General features: G+C 35.7%; 15 protein-coding genes, 2 pseudogenes and 1 riboswitch. Of the genes and pseudogenes, 14 read left to right on the forward strand and 3 right to left on the reverse strand.

Annotated features, from left to right (window positions below; translation table 11 throughout):
• Positions 1-166: 166 nt before the first annotated feature.
• Together K5S59_RS23610 and K5S59_RS23615 are read left to right on the forward strand one after the other, a co-directional pair.
• Entirely contained in the window at positions 167-553 is a 387-nt protein-coding gene (locus K5S59_RS23610) for a DUF1259 domain-containing protein (protein WP_174718035.1), read from the forward strand.
• A 286-nt stretch (positions 554-839) separates the two neighbouring features.
• Positions 840-1,311, forward strand: a pseudogene (locus K5S59_RS23615) (YwbE family protein).
• A 274-nt stretch (positions 1,312-1,585) separates the two neighbouring features.
• On the opposite strand, the gene K5S59_RS23620 reads toward K5S59_RS23615, so the two are convergent.
• Positions 1,586-2,179, reverse strand: a complete 594-nt coding sequence (locus tag K5S59_RS23620; RefSeq protein ID WP_120450484.1) for a hypothetical protein — start codon at positions 2,177-2,179, stop codon at positions 1,586-1,588.
• 475 nt (positions 2,180-2,654) lie between these two features.
• On the opposite strand from K5S59_RS23620, the gene K5S59_RS23625 reads away from it, so the two are divergent.
• From K5S59_RS23625 to K5S59_RS23650, 6 genes and pseudogenes are all read left to right on the forward strand, one after another.
• A complete protein-coding gene (locus K5S59_RS23625) occupies positions 2,655-4,133 on the forward strand; it encodes a DHA2 family efflux MFS transporter permease subunit (protein WP_120450482.1) in 1,479 nt (492 codons plus the stop codon).
• Between the two features lie 552 nt (positions 4,134-4,685).
• The gene (gene cypD, locus K5S59_RS23630; protein WP_120450480.1) at positions 4,686-7,883 is read left to right on the forward strand and encodes a bifunctional P-450/NADPH--P450 reductase; all 3,198 of its coding nucleotides are present in this window, start codon (positions 4,686-4,688) and stop codon (positions 7,881-7,883) included.
• A 541-nt stretch (positions 7,884-8,424) separates the two neighbouring features.
• Positions 8,425-8,931 (forward strand): GNAT family N-acetyltransferase, encoded by a 507-nt coding sequence (locus tag K5S59_RS23635; protein WP_000470557.1) that lies wholly within the window; start codon positions 8,425-8,427, stop codon positions 8,929-8,931.
• A 48-nt stretch (positions 8,932-8,979) separates the two neighbouring features.
• Positions 8,980-9,306: pseudogene (locus K5S59_RS23640) on the forward strand (SAM-dependent methyltransferase); the annotation flags it as partial.
• Between the two features lie 263 nt (positions 9,307-9,569).
• Positions 9,570-9,875, forward strand: a complete 306-nt coding sequence (locus K5S59_RS23645) for a monooxygenase (protein WP_000323750.1) — start codon at positions 9,570-9,572, stop codon at positions 9,873-9,875.
• A 404-nt stretch (positions 9,876-10,279) separates the two neighbouring features.
• Entirely contained in the window at positions 10,280-10,651 is a 372-nt protein-coding gene (locus tag K5S59_RS23650) for a DUF1304 domain-containing protein (RefSeq protein WP_000402482.1), read from the forward strand.
• Between the two features lie 110 nt (positions 10,652-10,761).
• On the opposite strand, the gene K5S59_RS23655 is transcribed toward K5S59_RS23650, so the two are convergent.
• Positions 10,762-11,085, reverse strand: a complete 324-nt coding sequence (locus tag K5S59_RS23655; protein WP_000248329.1) for a hypothetical protein — start codon at positions 11,083-11,085, stop codon at positions 10,762-10,764.
• A 268-nt stretch (positions 11,086-11,353) separates the two neighbouring features.
• Positions 11,354-11,746, reverse strand: a complete 393-nt coding sequence (locus tag K5S59_RS23660) for a VOC family protein (protein WP_001145281.1) — start codon at positions 11,744-11,746, stop codon at positions 11,354-11,356.
• Between the two features lie 111 nt (positions 11,747-11,857).
• On the opposite strand from K5S59_RS23660, the gene K5S59_RS23665 reads away from it, so the two are divergent.
• From K5S59_RS23665 to K5S59_RS23690, 6 genes are all read left to right on the forward strand, one after another.
• Positions 11,858-14,167: an AAA domain-containing protein gene (locus K5S59_RS23665; RefSeq protein ID WP_120450479.1), complete on the forward strand. Its 2,310-nt coding sequence runs from the start codon at positions 11,858-11,860 to the stop codon at positions 14,165-14,167.
• 75 nt (positions 14,168-14,242) lie between these two features.
• A riboswitch (SAM riboswitch) is annotated at positions 14,243-14,344 on the forward strand.
• An 88-nt stretch (positions 14,345-14,432) separates the two neighbouring features.
• On the forward strand, positions 14,433-15,638 hold the full coding sequence (locus K5S59_RS23670; RefSeq protein WP_120450477.1) for a M20 family metallopeptidase: 1,206 nt from the start codon (positions 14,433-14,435) through the stop codon (positions 15,636-15,638).
• A 185-nt stretch (positions 15,639-15,823) separates the two neighbouring features.
• A complete protein-coding gene (locus K5S59_RS23675; protein WP_001072320.1) occupies positions 15,824-16,390 on the forward strand; it encodes a TetR/AcrR family transcriptional regulator in 567 nt (188 codons plus the stop codon).
• Between the two features lie 58 nt (positions 16,391-16,448).
• Complete coding sequence (locus K5S59_RS23680; protein ID WP_001261154.1) at positions 16,449-18,305, forward strand: alpha/beta fold hydrolase; 1,857 nt, start codon at positions 16,449-16,451, stop codon at positions 18,303-18,305.
• A gap of 391 nt (positions 18,306-18,696) precedes the next feature.
• Positions 18,697-19,143 (forward strand): MarR family winged helix-turn-helix transcriptional regulator, encoded by a 447-nt coding sequence (locus K5S59_RS23685; RefSeq protein WP_098872252.1) that lies wholly within the window; start codon positions 18,697-18,699, stop codon positions 19,141-19,143.
• A gap of 32 nt (positions 19,144-19,175) precedes the next feature.
• The gene (locus tag K5S59_RS23690) at positions 19,176-20,120 is read left to right on the forward strand and encodes an acetyl-CoA carboxylase carboxyltransferase subunit alpha (RefSeq protein WP_000052085.1); all 945 of its coding nucleotides are present in this window, start codon (positions 19,176-19,178) and stop codon (positions 20,118-20,120) included.
• Positions 20,121-20,495 lie beyond the last annotated feature (375 nt).

The following is a 20,495-nucleotide window of genomic DNA, read 5'->3' on the forward strand; positions in this document are numbered from 1 at the left end:
GAGGATGGCACCTTAGGGTGTTTTTTTATGCTCTCTAAAAATGCCTTACCATATAATAGACTTCGTTAGATTCCGATAATCTTTTTTGTAATAGAATAGATTCATTACCGTTTCAGACCTAAGTATTCATTCATAACCTAATAGTAAAAGGGGGATGATTCAAGGTATGGCGTGTAATGATGAATTAATTTGTCAACAGTTTGCAAGAATTATCGGTGGCCAAGAAGGATTCGCCGGTGGAAAATGCGTGGCAACAATAAATCGGGAGGAAATACAAGCAACTATCTTAGGAAAACGTTTTAGAGTAACAACTTCCTTCTCATTCGAATCACGAGATAATAAAACTGGACGAGCATTATGTCTAGGCCGGATAGCGCTCTTACAAAAAGAAGTCAATGGATTTGTTGCTACAATTATTAAACAAGGAATAATCGTTTCGTCTATACACAATGAGTGGTTATGTGATGATCCAAATTTGATTTACGTTAATATTGAAGACGTTGATGATCCGCTAAGTTTCGCAAGGAAAGTTAGAAGAGCTTTATGCAATTAACCAATTTATTTAGTTAAATAAGCAATATAAAAGGATCTTCAATCGAAAGATCCTTTTATACATAAGATGAAGATTTTTCCTGGTATTTCATTAATTAAGTTTAATTGACTAGCAAACGAACGTAATTCCTGTGCACGAATCGATATAATAATCTCCGCTTTTATTGTAGTGTCAGCCTTTTAGTAGAAAATAAAAATATACGACAAATTTTGACAAAGAAAAGCTTATATTTTTGTTATGCTATGAAAGTTATTGATTTGTAATGTATATATAGGAGGATTTTTTAATGTTAAAGAAATTGTTATTTTTTGTACTTTTGAGTTTGTGTGTAATATCTTTAAGTGCTTGTAAAGGTGATGAAGAAAAATTAAAAACAGCATCAGATGAGCAAAAAATAGATGAAGATAAAAAAGTAGCGGAGGAAGAAAAACGTAAACAAGAAGAGCAGCAAGCAAGAAGAGCAACAAAGAGTAGAAGAAGAGAAGCGTAAGCAAGAAGAGCAGAAGACTCAGCAACAACAGTCTATACACCAAGAGAGAACACAAAAACAAGAAAAAACAACACAAGCAACAGGTGGGAAACCAACAAGATCACAAATTTCAGTTGGTTCACATGTAGTTATTCAATTGGATAATGACTATAGTAAAACTGTAAGTGGTGTTGTGAAAGACATTTTAACACATAGTGAAACACATACATACGGCATTAAAGTTCGATTACAAGATGGACAAATTGGCCGTGTTCAAAGTGTTAATTAGTGAAAAAAGATTTGACTACTTTTTAAATAAATAAACGCTACAAAAAACCGGTTCTTTCGTAAAGGAACCGTTTTTTTGTAGCGTTTTGCTTAGCGTACGAAATTTGCGTTTTGTTCATGTCACCACATCTCTATCAAGTTATCACATACAAGGTAATAGATGTTTTTTATGATTTGAAAGGAGAGGAAGCGAACTTGGAGGGAGTATGTTTGAGAAGATTAAAGGAAATGTTTTTTTGTTCTGGGTTATGGACTTATTCGCCTGTTCTAATTAACTAAAAGAAGAACTTTCCCATACCGATTAGACTACTAAGCATTCCAATTCCATTCATGGTGCCTTTTCCTACTGTCAGTAAGTTTCCAAGCATTCCTGGCTGACCGTTATTCCCCCATCCCATAGGACTTACCTGTCCTCCCCATCCTGGAGGGTTTCCAAAAATACCCCAGTTATTATTGGTATTAAAATTAAAAGCTTTAGCTGGTGGCGATAGTAAAGCGGCGAGATGACCTTGTGCGAACATCCCTGTATGATTGAATGGTTGAGCCCAGGGTAAGGGAGGTTTGTGGGAATTACCTGCATGGCCTGGTAATGGAGTCCAATTAGCAGGATGTCCTTGGGGCATCATCCCTGCATAATGGATTGGCTGACCTAAAGAGAAGGGAGGGGGATCGGGATTGAAACCCGTATAGTTGGCTGGTGAATCCCAACCAAATGGATAGACTCGACAACTCCAATTCTCAGGAATCTTCAAATCATTCATTCCCTCAGCTTTAGCTATTTGGGGCTGTAAATATAATGATGACATTGCAATTTGGTTATTATATTGCTCTCCATTTCCCTCTGAATTCAAATACCAATATTGGTGCATAAGTTTATTCCCCTCACTTTAAAAATGTAATGTTAGACTTAGCCTATGTAATATTCCTTTTTATGGATGGTTACATAACTGGATTTACAAGCCTGTATTTAAAGGAATAGGTGTATTGACTTGTTAATGTATCCCGCAATTTGTGGGCCATAAGACATCACCACCTCAAAATTCAGTGAAAGCGGCTGCCTGTAAAAGCACCACTGATTAAAGTTTCACTTTATTTTAGAAGAGTATTTTTAATTGCTCCTTTTGTTTAATTCAGCCTAATTTAATTTCGGTTAACAAACGTGTTTATAAAGGTTTAATCAGTAAAAAAATTTTAACATTTTATGTCGAGCAAGTAGAATTACTAAAAAGAGAATATCCATTCGAAGAGTTTGGCAAAATACTGAAAGGATAATGTATTGTTGTGCAGATATGCAAACGATTTGAACTAATTAATGGAATTTATAATGAAGGGGCAAATGAATATATGAGTGAAACATTACATAAAAGAAAGCCACCATATTTAATGCTTGTAATCCTTTTTATTGGAGCATTTGTTTCATTTTTAAATAACTCGCTTTTAAATGTAGCCTTGCCATCGATAATGAAGGATTTAGACATAAAAGATTATTCAACGATTCAGTGGCTTTCTACAGGGTATATGCTTGTAAGTGGTGTATTAATTCCGGCCTCAGCATTTTTAATAACCCGCTTCTCCAATAGGAGCTTATTTATTACATCTATGTTGATTTTTATTCTTGGTACGGGCTTAGCGGCTTTAGCACCGAACTTTGGTTTGTTACTGACTGGCCGAATGGTTCAAGCAGCAGGTTCTTCAGTCATGGGGCCTTTGTTAATGAATATTATGCTAGTAAGCTTTCCAAGAGAAAAAAGGGGAACAGCAATGGGGATTTTTGGGTTAGTTATGATTACAGCCCCAGCAATTGGACCGACACTATCAGGTTATATTGTAGAGTATTATGACTGGCGTTTGCTTTTTGAAATGATATTACCGTTAGCAATCATTAGCTTACTGTTAGGGATTTGGAAATCGGAAAATGTCATGAGGCAAAATAAAAATGCAAAACTTGATTATCTCTCATTATTATTATCTTCTGTCGGTTTTGGCGGTCTGTTGTATGGATTCAGTTCTGCAAGTTCCGATGGTTGGACGAATAAAGTGGTCTTAACAACCTTAATCATAGGCGCTATTGCCTTAATTGCTTTCATTATACGTCAATTAAAAATGAATGAACCGCTATTGGATTTACGTGTTTACAAATACCCAATGTTTGCACTTGCGTCTGTAATTGCAATTGTCAATGCAGTGGCCATGTTTTCGGGTATGATTTTAACACCAGCTTATGTACAAAACGTCCGCGGCATTTCACCGCTGAGCTCTGGGCTGATGATGCTTCCAGGTGCGGTAATAATGGGGATTATGTCACCAATTACAGGTAAACTATTTGATAAATATGGCCCTCGGATTCTTGGTATAGTAGGACTTTCCATTACAGCCGTTTCAACTTATATGCTGGCAAACCTGCAACTCGATTCTAGTCACACACATATTATTCTTATTTACACACTGCGGATGTTTGGGATGGCGATGGTGATGATGCCGCTTATGACAAATGGTCTTAATCAATTGCCAACTCGCTTAAATCCGCACGGTACAGCTGTTAATAATACAGCTCAACAAGTATCTGGGTCAATTGGTACTGCTATTCTTGTTACGATTATGAATTCTGTAACAAAAACAAAAGCTGAAAGTCTAATGGCTGATGTAGATCCAACAACCTTCACAGAAGCTACGAAGGCAATGTTAGCCCAGAAGGCTTTATTATCCGGAATTCAATATTCATTTTATGTAGCGCTTGGCATGAATATTGTTGCACTACTATTAGTTTTTTTCGTTAAACGTGTAGATACAAGCGCGGAAGCTGTCGAGAGGTTAAATCGGTAGAGTAAAATAAAACTTTAGATCATGATTCCTATAAGTTTTTACTGTTTAGTTAGACTATGAAGAAATGCAAATTTTTGCTGCTAAGGCGCTGGTATTTAAATCTGGAAAAGAACCAGTGAAATAATTATATATAGTAAAAAGGATCTGATATTCATATCAGATCCTTTTTCATTAGTAACACAGTATACTTGCTTATCGTATTTGTTTGAATTGACATTAGGAACTACTGGTTTTCCCAATACTACAATCTTTAGCTCTCAATTTCTGATTAGCATCATAATAATACGCTTCATTTTAATTTAGTATTTTCTCTGCAAGTTATAAATGTAATAGTAACAAACAACTTAGATTACAAACCTTATAAGCAAAATCATAATCGTGAATAGTTAGGGAAAAGATAAAATAAGGTAATCAATTACATATCTTTATCCCAGGCGATTCATTGCTATCTTCCTATTATTGATTGGGAGGGCTGATCAGCTGTGGGGGGAAGAAAACCCCCACTGATTAAAGTTTCACTTTATTTCATGCTTTTTTGAAAGGGTGTTTTTAATGGATAAAAAAGTATCTGCCATTCCTCAACCGAAAACATATGGATTGCTGGGGAATCTCCCATTAATTGATAAAGATAAACCGACCTTATCTTTTATCAAGATAGCGGAAGAGTATGGTCCCATTTTTCAAATTCAAACTTTAAGTGATACCATCATTGTTGTTTCTGGACATGAACTGGTAGCAGAAGTCTGTGACGAAACAAGATTTGACAAAAGTATAGAGGGTGCTTTAGCGAAAGTTCGCGCCTTTGCTGGAGACGGATTATTTACAAGCGAGACTCATGAGCCTAACTGGAAAAAAGCTCATAATATTTTGATGCCTACATTCAGCCAACGAGCAATGAAAGATTATCATGCTATGATGGTCGATCTTGCCGTACAACTCGTTCAAAAATGGGCACGGCTTAATCCGAATGAAAGCGTAGATGTACCGGAGGATATGACTCGCCTTACATTGGATACAATTGGTCTATGTGGTTTTAATTATCGATTTAATAGCTTTTATCGTGAGACCCCTCATCCTTTTATTACTAGCATGAGCCGTGCTCTAGATGAGGCTATGCACCAATTACAGCGGCTGGATATAGAAGACAAACTCATGTGGAGAACGAAACGTCAATTTCAGCATGATATTCAATCTATGTTTTCCTTAGTGGATAATATTATTGCTGAACGTAAAAGTAGTGGAAATCAGGAAGAAAATGATTTACTTTCTCGTATGTTAAATGTGCAGGATCCGGAAACTGGTGAAAAATTAGATGATGAAAATATTCGTTTCCAAATTATCACTTTTTTAATAGCTGGGCATGAAACAACAAGCGGATTATTATCTTTTGCAATCTATTTTTTATTAAAGAATCCGGATAAATTGAAAAAAGCCTATGAAGAAGTAGATCGGGTTTTGACAGATCCTACTCCAACATACCAACAAGTTATGAAACTTAAGTATATACGGATGATTTTAAATGAATCGCTACGTCTATGGCCTACTGCCCCAGCATTCAGTCTCTATGCAAAAGAAGATACAGTGATTGGTGGGAAATATCCAATTAAGAAAGGAGAAGATCGTATTTCTGTTCTTATTCCACAGTTACATAGGGATAAAGACGCGTGGGGAGACAACGTGGAAGAATTCCAACCTGAACGATTTGAAGATCCGGATAAGGTTCCTCATCATGCTTATAAGCCATTTGGAAATGGTCAACGGGCATGTATCGGTATGCAGTTTGCACTTCATGAAGCTACACTTGTAATGGGAATGCTTCTTCAACATTTTGAATTCATTGATTATCAAGACTATCAGCTGGACGTAAAACAAACATTAACGCTAAAGCCTGGTGATTTTAAAATTAGGATTCTACCCCGAAATCAAACTATTAGCCATACTACTGTTCTTGCGCCTATAGAGGAGAAACTGAAAAACCATGAAACCAAGCAGCAAGTTCAGAAGACTCCTTCTATTATTGGAGCCGATAATCTTTCGCTTCTTGTTCTATATGGATCGGATACAGGGGTAGCAGAAGGTATTGCAAGAGAACTAGCAGATACAGCTAGTTTAGAAGGTGTTCAAACGGAAGTGGTAGCTCTTAACGATCGAATTGGAAGCCTGCCAAAAGAAGGGGCGGTTCTTATTGTAACTTCTTCTTATAATGGAAAACCACCAAGTAATGCAGGGCAGTTTGTGCAATGGTTGGAGGAATTAAAAGCGGATGAGCTAAAAGGTGTTCAATATGCAGTGTTTGGTTGTGGAGATCATAATTGGGCTAGTACTTATCAGCGAATTCCAAGATACATTGATGAGCAAATGGCTCAAAAAGGAGCAACAAGATTTTCTAAACGCGGGGAAGCGGATGCAAGTGGTGACTTTGAGGAACAGCTCGAGCAATGGAAACAAAGTATGTGGTCTGATGCGATGAAGGCATTTGGGTTGGAACTTAACAAAAACATAGAGAAAGAACGCAGTACATTAAGTTTACAATTTGTTAGTCGTATTGGAGGATCTCCTCTTGCGCGAACATATGAAGCGGTTTATGCATCTATACTAGAAAATCGTGAGCTTCAATCATCTAGCAGCGAAAGAAGCACGCGACATATTGAGATATCCTTGCCAGAAGGCGCTACGTATAAAGAAGGAGACCACCTTGGGGTGCTGCCAATTAATAGTGAGAAAAATGTCAACCGAATCTTAAAACGCTTTGGTTTAAACGGAAAGGATCAAGTCATATTGAGCGCAAGTGGGCGCAGTGTAAATCACATACCTTTAGACAGTCCTGTTAGTTTATTTGACCTTCTTAGTTATAGTGTAGAAGTACAAGAAGCAGCCACTCGAGCACAAATACGAGAAATGGTGACATTCACAGCATGCCCTCCTCATAAAAAGGAATTGGAATCATTATTGGAAGAGGGAGTTTATCATGAACAAATATTAAAGAAACGTATGTCAATGTTAGATCTTCTTGAAAAGTATGAGGCTTGTGAAATCCGATTTGAACGCTTTTTAGAACTTCTTCCTGCGCTCAAACCGCGTTACTATTCTATTTCAAGCTCTCCACTCGTTGCACAGGATCGTCTGAGCATTACGGTTGGTGTTGTTAATGCACCTGCATGGAGTGGGGTAGGGACATATGAAGGAGTCGCTTCTAATTATTTAGCTCAGCGCCATAATAAAGATGAGATTATTTGTTTCATTCGAACGCCACAATCAAACTTTCAATTACCTGAAAATCCAGAAACACCAATTATCATGGTTGGACCAGGTACTGGAATTGCACCATTCCGTGGATTCTTGCAAGCGCGTCGTGTTCAAAAGCAAAAAGGTATGAACTTAGGACAAGCACATCTATATTTTGGTTGTCGTCATCCTGAAAAGGATTATCTCTATCGTACAGAACTAGAAAATGATGAAAGAGATGGATTAATCTCTTTACACACAGCTTTTTCTCGCCTAGAAGGATATCCTAAAACATATGTACAGCATTTAATAAAACAAGATAGAATCAATTTAATTTCGTTATTAGATAATGGGGCTCATCTTTATATATGCGGGGATGGAAGTAAAATGGCTCCTGACGTAGAAGACACCCTTTGTCAAGCATATCAAGAAATTCATGAAGTCAGTGAACAAGAAGCAAGGAATTGGTTGGAACGTGTGCAAGACGAAGGGCGATATGGAAAAGATGTTTGGGCTGGAATCTAAATTCTTCTTAATTAGATAAGTACTATTTCATTCACGAACTTTTTTCGACCAAGTATAATTTTAAACAAAATAAACTGATTGATAAAAACCCTGTATTTTTTATTGAATATGGGGTTTCTTATTTTTAAATAAAAGGGACGTATAAGGGGAAACATCAGGGAGAAGTTGACTTTAATTTAAACTCAACAAAATGCGTAATTGTTGTTACTCATTCACAAGAAGTTGCAAAAAAATCAGATCGAGCATTTTATTTAAGTAAAATGAAGTTAGTAGTAAACGAAATAATAGTTAAGAAAAGCTATTTTCGTCCTCAATTAACATAATTTTCAAAAATATACAGATGTTAATATTTGTTATATGATATATTTGTCAAAGTACTATCCCTGTAGTTTCTATGATGAATCTGTAAGATAGTTTGTCTGTCCCATATACTCACCTTAAACTAAAAAGAACTTGCAGAGATTCCTACAAGTTCTTTTTAGTTTAAGAGTTGAATGTGGATTTGAAATAAAGAAACGATTTTTTGAGAGGAGAAAAGTAAATGTTTATAAGAGCAGAAAGATTATTAATACGAAATTTTGAGTTCAAAGATTGGCAAGCTGTCCATGAGTATACATCAGATAGTAATGTTATGAAATACATACCCGAAGGAGTTTTTACTGAAGAAGATACAAGAAACTTTGTAAATAGAAATATGGGTGAAAATGCAGAGAACTTTCCTGTGATACTGGTAGATGAAAATATTCTGATTGGTCATATTGTTTTTCATAAATATTTTGGTGAGCATACTTACGAGATTGGGTGGGTATTCAATCCTAAATATTTCAATAAAGGATATGCTTCTGAAGCAGCACAAGCTACATTAAAATATGGGTTTAAGGAAATGAAATTACATAGAATTATAGCTACATGTCAGCCACAAAATACCCCATCATATCGATTGATGGAGAAAATTGGAATGAGAAGAGAAGGATATTTCAGGAAGTGTATACCCCATGGAAATGAATGGTGGGATGAATATTATTACGCTATTTTAGAAGAAGAGTAGTGTCTCAGAACGCATTGTTTAAGTCAAAATTATAATTAAAATTGTGCTATCTTTTCAACCGAACACCCAATAGCAACAGCTCGCAAAGGAAGCAACCATTGGATAAAAACTGAGGATGGTAATAAATCACACTGGGCGTTAGATAATTATCAAGAAGAAGGAATCAGAGTACACAACTGGTTTGTTGACGATAGTGTGGTTATTTATCATAGAACTGTTGCCACATTAATAAATACTTTAATTGAACACGGGCTTTCGCTGGATAAAATAATCGAACCGCAATCAACTTTGGCAGGGATAGAGAAAATGCCAGATTTAATAAACGAATCGCGAAGTCCATCTTTTATTATAATCAAGTCAAAAAAAACAAAATAATATTTAAAAATATCTACCGCAATCTAGGAGCTTTTATTGAATTACGAAAACAGCCGTTTCACTAAGGAATGGCTGTTTTTTTTAAAATAACCTAAAGCCGTTAAACTGTATGCGTTCAAGTTGCTATCATTTTTTTATTATTTTATAAAAGAGGTTGTGAAAATACAGGTGAAATTTCAAATGAGTGCAGGAATAATTGCAGCACTCATTTAAGGTATTACCTGCAATCGAATTGAAAATATTGACCATAGGAGTGAGTGAAAATGGCATATTTATTACAAGTTGATTTTCCGTTTGAAGGTCCTTTTGGTGAAGAAATGGAAAAAGCATTTTTGGATTTAGCAAAAAGTATTAATAAAGAAGACGGATTCCACTGGAAAATATGGACGGAGAATCAAGAAACGAAAGAAGCAGGAGGCATCTATGTATTTGAAGAAAAACAAGATGCTGAAAAATACGCGGAAATGCACAAGAATAGACTTCAGGCATCTGGTATTAAAGATATTAGAGTAAGAATTTTTCACATCAATGAAAAGTTAACTAAACTGAATCGTGGTTATAGTAAATAATAAAGGACATGTAATTCAAAAAAGAAGGGGATAATCCCTTCTTTTTTTGAATTCTTCTTTACTAGGATTTCTAGAAATTTGAACTGGTGTTGTGAATGAATTTTAAGGTGTTGAAACAAAATAGACCCACTTGAGCAAAAAAACTTGCAAAACTAAAAAAAGAGATGTATATTAATTGACGCATCAATTATTGATATATCAACTGTTTTCGGTTAGAAAGAATTGGTGAGAAGTTTGAAGAATGCGTTGGTATTAGTCAATCTCGATTGGAATTGCTCGCTATGTATCAACTATGCTTCTATTTATCGATCAAGCACCTGACGTAGGGAATCGTTTCCTAGTTGATAGAATTCACAGTTGAAATAATATAGAACTGATATTAAGGAGAGAGGGGGTAGAATGGTATGGAAATAATCGCAGCTATTTTAGTCGGGATTGTAGCATTAGAACATTTGTTTATCATGATCCTCGAAATGTTTTTTATTAATTCAAAAGTAGCGAAACGTGCTTTCAAATTACCGAAGCATTTAGAAGGAGATAAAAACGTAGCTGTTATGTTTGCAAACCAAGGGTTATATAATGGATTTTTAGCCGCTGGTCTCATTTGGGGACTTATAATTGGGTTTAACTCAATTGGTTATATGGTTCAATTATTTTTCGTGATTTGTGTGGTGATCGCCGCCATTTTTGGAGGTTTCACATCTAATAAATCAATTATTGTGAAACAAGGACTTCCAGCTATTTTAGCATTGGTTGCTCTTTTATCTATGATGTAGAAAAAATTTTTCAATAAAAGAAACAATCTTTCCTAAAAATGACTTTGCATACTTTTAACTTTGTAGGTATGTGGCGCTACCTCAGTAAGAAAAGAAATAGGAAAAACGTCTTATTTCTTCTTATTAATATAATAAAATGTAATGACTAAATCCAAAGTAATGATAATAATTAGAAGTAACAAGTGTATAAGCGCATCAGTTTTTCCGTTTAATAAAGACTTTATAAAGAAATCCCATTCTGTTTCATAGGGAGGATCTGACCAATTTCGTTGCATTCCTAGCACTATTCCATTTACAAAAAAGATAATGCTTAATAGGATTCTTCCAACAAATACGGCAGCTACTTTTAAATTCCAATGCTTTATCTTAATTACATACAGAATAGGGAATAGTATAAGTATCCAAAAAATAATAATATAGATTGTATTTACCATTCTTTACTCCTAATAAAATGATTGTTTTTAATATAGGTGATTTTTTGGGGTGAAGATATGTTTCATTAAAAACAAGGGCCGGAATCCCGGCTCTTTTTCTATCTTAAAGTCTTACTTTATCCCGCATTAACGGGCAGTAAGACCCCCACCTCAAAATTCAGAGGAAGCAAAGAAGTTAGATGGGGGATCAACTGCCCGTAAAAGCCCGATTGGTTCAACTAATAATCAGTGGTGGATGAACAAAACCCCCACTGATTAAAGTTTCACTTTATCTCTCCGTTTCAAAAAACTCAATCCATTCTCCGTCAGGACCAGCGAAGAATATGTAACGTGTTCCATCTGGTAATGTTTCAATTTCTTCTCCTAGTAGAAAGGTTACTTTTTGTTTCTTTAGTCTTTCGATTTCATCCTCTAATGAATCCACTTTAAAGCAAATGTGATGTACTTTTCCTTCTGCCGGAAGAGAAGAGTTATAACCTTCAATGAGTTCGAGTATCGTTTCCTTCGATTCTTCTACACCTAAAAAAGCGAGTTTTAAGTCTGGATTCGGGTGCCCCATACGTTTAATGAGCTGTAAGCCAACTACTTCTTCATAAAATGAAATAGATGTTTCTAAGTTTGCAACCATAAGTCCAACGTGTTCGATTCTTCTAACTGGCATGTAGATTCCTTCTTTCTGAAAATTATATACAATATATTATTGAAAATTAAGAAAATAAGCAAGATAAAAACCTTACAAATTTTAGCGTGTTATATGGTATAGTGAGAAAGTATGTTTGGGGAGAAGGAAGGGGATTATACGATGAATACACCTACTCAAACTCCTTCATTATCGGCAATGATGAAAGAGTGGCACTATGCATTAGCGTATGAAATTAAACATTGGAAAACGATAGGTGGTAGTAAAATTTCTATCATGAACGGTCGTTTTTTATATACAGATTATGAAAGTACAGTATACGTATTTCAGCTTATTTCGGAAGTAAGCTTACCGGAAGGTTCACCAATTCGAATTGAGTTTGATGGTGAAGAAGCGACAGGAGAAGTATTATCTGTACATGGATTAGAAATAGAACTGAAGTTAAATGACTATATACAAGGTGAAATACGAGAAGCGGTTTTATACAGTGAACCGTGGCAATTGTTAGAGCAACTACAAGAGCGATTAAAAGAGGCACATAAAGATAAGTTAAAACGTAATCGTATAAAGCGTCTTGTTGATGGGACGAGCAGTCCGAAACATGTTGAGAAGATGAAAAATCCAAAAAATGAATTGGCGTATCGTTCGTTTTACAATCCGACAACGTACGTGTGGGGACCACCTGGAACAGGGAAGTCTTACAATTTATCACGTATTATTTCGGCGCATTATCAAAAAGGAAAATCGGTACTTGTATTAGCTCATAGTAATGCGGCAGTGGACGTATTAATGAGTGAAGTAACGAAGCAAATTGAGAAGAAAAAGAAATGGACGCCTGGCGAAATTGTTCGCTACGGTTATAGTCAACATGAACATATACGAAATCATGAAACGTTACTTGCGTCTAAGTTAGTTGAAACGACGAACGGATCATGGGGAGAAGAAAGACTCTACTTAGAGGAAACACGACAAGATCTTCGTGAAAAGATTTTATCATATAAAGCGACTTCTGCTGATAAGAAGCGTATACAAGAGATTGAAAGTGATCTTCGAAAGCAAAAAGCGAAAATTAAAGAAGTAGAAAAAGAATACATTGAAAATGCGAAAGTAATCGGCGCAACTTTATCGAAATGTGCCATTGATTCACTTATTTATGAGCGTACATTTGATTTAGTTGTCGTAGATGAAGTGAGTATGGCATATGTTCCGCAAATTGCATTAGCTGCTTCACTTGGAAAACGCATCGTCGTATGTGGTGACTTTTTACAGTTACCTCCAATTGCGATGGCGAACCATGAACTCGTTCGAAAATGGCTCGGGGAAGATATGTTTTACCATGCTGGGATTGTTGAGTCTGTCAATAAATCAGAAGCACATCCGAACCTCTTTATGTTGCAGGAACAAAGACGTATGCATGCGGATATATCTAAGTTTACAAATTCGTTTATTTATAAAAATAGAGTATACGATCATCCGTCTGTTTCAGACCGTAAAGAACTTGCGCGATTGCAACCGTTCGCAAATGAGGCGAGTGTTTTATTTGATACAAGTCTAATGGGAGCCTTTTCGTTAAAAGACGCTGCTTCAGGTTCTCGTTTTAACATTATGTCTGGTTTAGTAGCGATGCAAATGATGTTAATCGGACTGTTAGATGGTGTTCAATCGATCGGTGTTGTTACACCTTACAGGGCACAATCCCGCTTTTTATCAACGTGTATTAGAGAAATGTTGCAGAGAACGAAATATCAAAATATACCAGTTTTAGCGGCGACAGTTCATAAGTTTCAAGGGTCCGAAAGAGATATGATGATATTTGATACAGTGGATAGTTTTCCGCAAGAACGACCTGGTGTGTTATTCTTTGACCATAAAAACCATCGCCTCGTCAATGTAGCTGTAACGAGAGCGAGAGGGAAGTTCATTCAATTATCAGATTGCCATTATATGCGTAAAAACCTTTCGAGAAAACAAGCGTTATCACAATTAACAGCTCATATAGAACGTCACGGAGATGTGTATGATCGCACGACATCAAGACAATTATGGGAGCGGAAAATTTCGAAACGTTTACGCTGGTTTATGGAAATGAATCTTGAAGAGCCGAAAGGATTATTGAAAGATATTTTAGCTGCAAAACGAAACATAATTATTTCACTTCCGAGTACAAAGCAAGTGGATAAACGAGTATGGCAAGCGTTAATGCGTACAAATGCGCAAGTAACGGTGTATAGTGACGGACCAGTTCCGTTAAAAAATGTAAAGTTACAAAGACAAAATAAAGCATTCCCGTTTATCGTAATTGATGATGAAATCTTTTGGGCAGGGGCACCGCTCACATCTCAAATGATGTTTGAAGGTAGTATGGAATTCCCATACGTTTGTGCAAGATTACAAGCACCAGAAACAATTGGTGTATTAAAAGGATTTTTAGATATTCGGTAAATTCGGATAGGAATGCCTTGACTTTTAATCGGAATGAACTTAGAATGAATGTAATTTAATATAATTTTATGAAAATTCTTATCGCGAGAGGTGGAGGGACTGGCCCTATGATACCTCGGCAGCGGATTCGTTATGAATACTGTGCCAATTCCAGCAAGGTAACTTGAAAGATAAGAAAGAAGCTCATTTTGACTGTATATGCAGAAGCCTCTTTCTATCTTTTAGAAAGAGGCTTTTTTACGTGAAAATATAAGGGGGAAGAACAATGGGAGCGACTGGAGTAACGTCACAAAGAAAAACAATTGAAGAGAGTATTGAAAGAAATAAGGAAAAGTACATAGAAACAAGTCACGATATTCATGCGAATCCGGAGATTGGTAACCAAGAGTTTTATGCATCAAGAACGTTAAGTTTATTACTAGGAAGTGCAGGATTTCAATTACAGCACAATATAGCTGGACATGAAACAGGTTTTATCGCACGAAAAAGTTCAGGAAAACAAGGACCAGTCATCGCATTTTTAGCTGAGTATGACGCTTTACCAGGACTCGGTCATGCATGTGGTCACAATTTAATTGGCACAATTAGCGTTGCGGCAGCGATCGCATTATCAGAAACGCTTGAAGAAATTGGTGGGGAAGTTGTCGTGTTTGGTACTCCGGCTGAAGAAGGAGGGCCAAATGGTAGTGCGAAAGCGAGTTATGTAAAAGTGGGGTTATTTAAAGATATTGATGCGGCACTTATGATTCATCCGAGCGGAAAAACAGCGACAACGAGCCCTTCACTAGCAGTCGATCCACTTGATTTTCATTTTTACGGAAAAACAGCTCACGCAGCAGCTTCACCAGAAGAAGGAATTAACGCATTAGATGCGGTCATTCAGCTGTACAACAGCATTAATGCACTTCGCCAACAACTTCCGTCAGATGTGAAAATTCATGGCGTTATTACTGAGGGCGGAAAAGCACCAAATATTATTCCTGATTACGCAGCAGCAAGGTTCTTCATCCGTGCAGCAACGAGAAAAAGATGTGCGGAAGTAACAGAGAAAGTAAGAAATATCGCAGAGGGAGCAGCATTAGCAACAGGTACGAAAGTGAAAATCCATCAATTCCAAAATGAAATCGATGAACTACTCGTAACAAAAACATTTAATGACGTCGTAGCCGAAGAGCTAGAATTACAAGGTGAAGACGTAAATCGGAAAGAAAGATTTGGCATCGGCTCAACAGACGCAGGAAATGTTAGTCAAGTCGTACCGACGATTCATCCGTACATTAAAATTGGTTCAGACGATTTAATTGCACATACGAATGAATTTAGAGAAGCAGCACGTTCAGAACTTGGAGATAAAGCGTTAATTACATCGGCAAAAGCATTAGCAAATACGGCGTATCGATTAATTACGGAAGAAGGGCTGTTAGAGAAGGTGAAGGAGGAGTTTAGAGAGGTACAGAGGAATCAAGGATAGATGGTTAAAGGGAGTGGGGGGATCCACTCCTTTTCTTTTTTGCGTAACGCTGATGCTAAGATTTTTTTGCAGTAAAATCAATGTTAGTGGAACTTTTTTAATCAAATTTTTTTCAAAATTAACATAAATACTTGCAATATTTAAATTAGTACTATATAGTTCTAGTTATGACAAAGGTAAAATTAATGAATCAAAAACGTGTGATTGAAGTAGCTGCAACATTATTTTTAGAAAAAGGGTTTGCTTATACAAGTATGGATGAATTAGTACGTGTAAGCAAAGTTTCAAAGTCTAATGTGTATTATCACTTTTCTAATAAGGAAGTATTATTAGAAGGGGTCGTTGATTATTGGATTGAAATGTATCAATCTGCAATTGATGACGTACTTTCTCAGAACCAATTTTTAGTTGAAGATCGTATCCAACTGTTTTTAAAGCAATTATCACAAGGAGTTCAGTCGAGAGAGTATAAGGGGAGCTGTCCATTTATTACTCTTTATATTCAAAGTCCTAAACAGGCCACGCAAATAAAAGAAAAAATAGGTCTTTTTTTTACAGGATTACAAAAGAAAGTTTCTCTATTACTTAAACAAGGGGTAGAGAATGGAGAATTCAGAAATACGATTAATATTGATGAGGTTGCATCACTTTTTATTACAAATCTTGAAGGAGCATTATTTATTTCAGAAACATTGAAGGATGCAACTGTAATCACGAAAACAGCAGATCATTTTTTAAAATTGCTTCGATAAAAGAAGCTTTTTTTTTACATCAAATTAGTACTGAATAGTACTAAAAAGGAGATTTTATATGAGAACAGTATTTTTAACTGGTGGAACAGGCTTTATTGGAAAGCAATTAGTAAAAGAATTAGCCAAAGAGGATGTTAAAATTCTTCTTTTAGTGAGATCGAAAAGTAAAGCAACACGCATTTTTCAAGAAAGAGGCATCTTAAAAAAGGCAGTTCTGCACTTTATTGAAGGTGATTTGACGAAAATAGATTTAGGTCTAAGTGCTGAAGATAAGGAGAGGATATTGAAAACGGATGTGATTATTCACGCAGGAGGCCCCATGGATATTCAAGCGACAAGTAAAGAGGCAGCTTCCGTATTTTTAAATGGCGCCAAACACATTAGTGAATTAGCTAAAAGCATTCATCAATTGAAGGGCTTGCAACAATTTATTCATGTTGTAGGTTATATGAGTCCCTTTGATGATAAAAATAGCAAGATTGCAATTGATGTGTTTAAAGAAGGAAACAATTATTTGAAAATGAAAAATCCATATGAGAGAACAAAATTTTTAGCAGATCTTTATATCCGTCACCAGGCATCAGCAGTAGGTTATCCGCTTTCTGTAATTAATCCGCCAACTGTAGTCGGTAGTAGTAAAACAGGGAGTACAGAGCAGATAGCAGGATTAGGTTTGCTTGTGATGAGTATGCGAAGAGGGCTCATGCCAGTGATTCCTGGAGGTAAGGGATATAGGTTACCACTTATTTCAAACGATGAGCTTGCGAAGTTTATTGTGCAGGTTTTCAGATTGGAGCAACCGACTATACAAACATATACACTTGTTGAAGACAAACAGCACGATCAGAACATTGCTGAATTATTAAGTATTATGTCGGAAAGTATGAATATGAGGGCACCAAAAATCTCTGTCCCAATGCCACTTATGAAAGCAATTATGAATAGTGGAGTAAGTAAAATAACAAAAATTCCTTCTGATGGACTGAATTTTATTACAAAACGAAAATTTTCAAATGTTTCAGCGAAAAAAATTATGGGAGGAGATTGGTTTAAGAAGACGAGTGTAATGAAATTTTTCCCTGCCGTAGTAGCTGATTTGGATTATCGAATGATGCATCAAAATGGCCAGCATAATCATTTATTTAAACGAACATTATGTGATAACATTACCCTTTACCAATTACAAGGAGAGGGTAAACCGTTTATTTTATTACATGGTTTATTGAGTGATGGAGAGGATTTATTTCCTTTAGCACAAGAGCTTCATGAAAAAACTGGTCAACCTGTATGGATCTTGGATCTTCCAGGTTTGGGACGTTCTCCTTTTAAACAAGAGAAAAATCTTCTAGATATCTATTTGAATGTAGCGAAAAAGTTATTAGAGAAAGCTACTAATGGTGCACATCTAATTGGTCATTCATTCGGTGCGTTTATTCTTCTGGAAGCATTGGTACAAGAGTACATAGATAAGAAGTATTCAATCACTTTACTTCAGCCGCCTATTGCTAAAAAAAATCCTAAATCGCTAAATGTTCCCCAATTTATGAACAAATGGACATTAAAATTGGCAACTACTAATTTGATAGGGCGTTATTTATTAAGTAATGGTTTGTTTGAAAGTATGGAGAGCATCCCTGAACATTATATCGAAAAAATAAGTAACAGTTTTACTTCTCCTAGAATATTAAATACTACAGTTCAGCTTAACAGTTTACTACTGAAAAACGATCAAGGTGATTTCAATGAAGTAACAAAGTATAATCTTCACATTATTTGGGGGGATTATGACAGAGGTTATTCTGCTCCATCGCATCTTGGTAAGGTTGATTTTGTTCCATATGGCCATCATTTTCCTCTTAGCCATCCGAGTGAAACGGCAACATTAGTAATAAAAAATAGTAATACTATCGGATGAGAGTGTGAGATAAATAAAAAGTTTGTAGTAAGATCGTTGTGTCTTTGAAATAAAATCGTACTGTGTGGGAGCCCGCCCCATCACTATCAGACTAAGAAACGCAAATACCTCAAAACGAAAAAATGAGCATTTTGTTACAAGGTAGTACAAAATTTCGTTCTGGGGGTACTATAAAATTTTAGCTTGATGGCGATGAGCGGTACCCCATAAAGGCCCCTGATACATAATTGATGTTCTGCCATTTGTAGAAAACAATCCACTTATACCATTTTAACAAGAAGAAATATCTCATCCATGTTGAAATATTGGCTTACGTTAAGCTTATGAAAAAAACATATTCATGTATAATACAATTGATGTATGATACATTAGTTGTAGGAGGGTGACCTATTTGAAAAGAGAAGATGCCTTAAAACTAAGAACAGATATTAAGAAAATGATTATAATAACTGGGGTTTTTGAATCTCAAAATTTGCCCAATGGACCATTTGAAAAACCTTTACCAACTTCTCAAATGATGGCGTTAGAGGAACTAGAGGTGGAAAAATTAACTGTTTGGCAACTATCCAATAAACTTAGATTAGAGACTTCAACTGTAAGTAGATTGGTAGATAAGTTAGTAAAAAAGGGGCTTATTTATCGTGAAGTAAATGAAAAAAATAGAAGAGAACTTTTTCTGCACCTCACAGAAAAAGGTCACATAACTGTTAATTGCTTAAGAGAGCAATCCATTACATTTTATCAAAGTATTCTCAATAATTTATCAGAATCAGAACAAAAAATAGTTGTGGATGGTTTTAAATTATTTATTGATTCTATTTCTAAGCCTTTTGATTAGAGTGAGGTAAATCATAACATTTGGAGGGTAAAATGAGTTTGCATTTTGAACGTCCTATTATTGAATTAAAAGAGAAATTTGATGAATTAAAGAAAATTATGAAAGAAAATAATGTAGATTTATCGTCAGAAATTCATGAATTAGAAAAACGTTTAAATAAAATGCAAGATAAAATTTATTCTAATATTACACCTTTTCAACGAGTGCAAATTGCAAGGCTACGTAACCGACCCACGACATTGGACTATATACCTTTATTGTTTACAAACTTTCTCGAACTTCATGGTGATCGATTATATGGTGATGATAAAGCAATGATAGGTGGTATTGCAAAATTTAAAGGAATGCCCGTTACGGTTATTGGTCATCAAAGAGGTAGAAATACAAAGGAAAGTATAGAAAGAAATTTTGGAATGGCACATCCAGAAGGTTATAGAAAAGCGCTAAGACTTATGAAACAAGCTGATAAATTTAATCGCCCTATTATTACATTTATTGATACAATAGGCGCCTATCCAGGGATAGGGTCTGAAGAACGTGGGATTTCTGAAGCGATAGCTCGAAATCTATTTGAAATGACTACACTTAAAGTGCCAATTGTTTGTATTGTAATTGGAGAGGCATCAAGTGGTGGAGCTCTTGGCATTAGTGTCGGTAACCATATCCATATGTTAGAGTATTCATGGTACTCGGTAATTTCGCCAGAAGGAGCAGCATCTATCCTATGGAAGGACGCTAAGTATGCTCCAGAAGCTGCTGAACATATGAAAATTTCAGCAAAAGATTTAAAACATTTAGGAATTATTGATGAAATCATTCCTGAAATTAAAGGTGGAGCACAAAATGATATAAAATCACAGGCAAAAATGATTGAATCTGTAATCGAATCATCTCTAAAAAAATTGATACTATTATCCTCGGAAGAGCTTATACAACAGCGGTATGAAAAGTATAGACAAATAGAGAATTATAAATGAAAATATTTAAAGTCCGTATTACATTTCGGAGGATTCTCGCGAAAAAATTTTAAATATTTTGTAAGTAACCTCTTAAACTGGGATATGCTGATACTATTACTCTACAAAAGATATGTGATCGGTATGGAAAAGGAAAATTTGTTCAAATGGAAGCATTATCACATACCCATCAACTTAAGAAATTGATTGTTCCCCAAAACGAAAAAATGAGCTGAATTCTCATAAATAACTGTAAAAAGGTAGAAATTTTGTTATGGGGAGTATCTCAAAAGCTTAGGTTGATGGCAATGGGGTACCGCCAACAAGACGCGAATTTTGCACGCTAAGCAAAAAAACAATAAGCTGTCCACATGGACAGCTTATTTAGTCGGGTAA

Origin of the sequence: Bacillus sp. BML-BC051 (assembly GCF_019656175.1) — a bacterium.
In the GTDB taxonomy this organism is placed as follows: domain Bacteria; phylum Bacillota; class Bacilli; order Bacillales; family Bacillaceae_G; genus Bacillus_A; species Bacillus_A mobilis.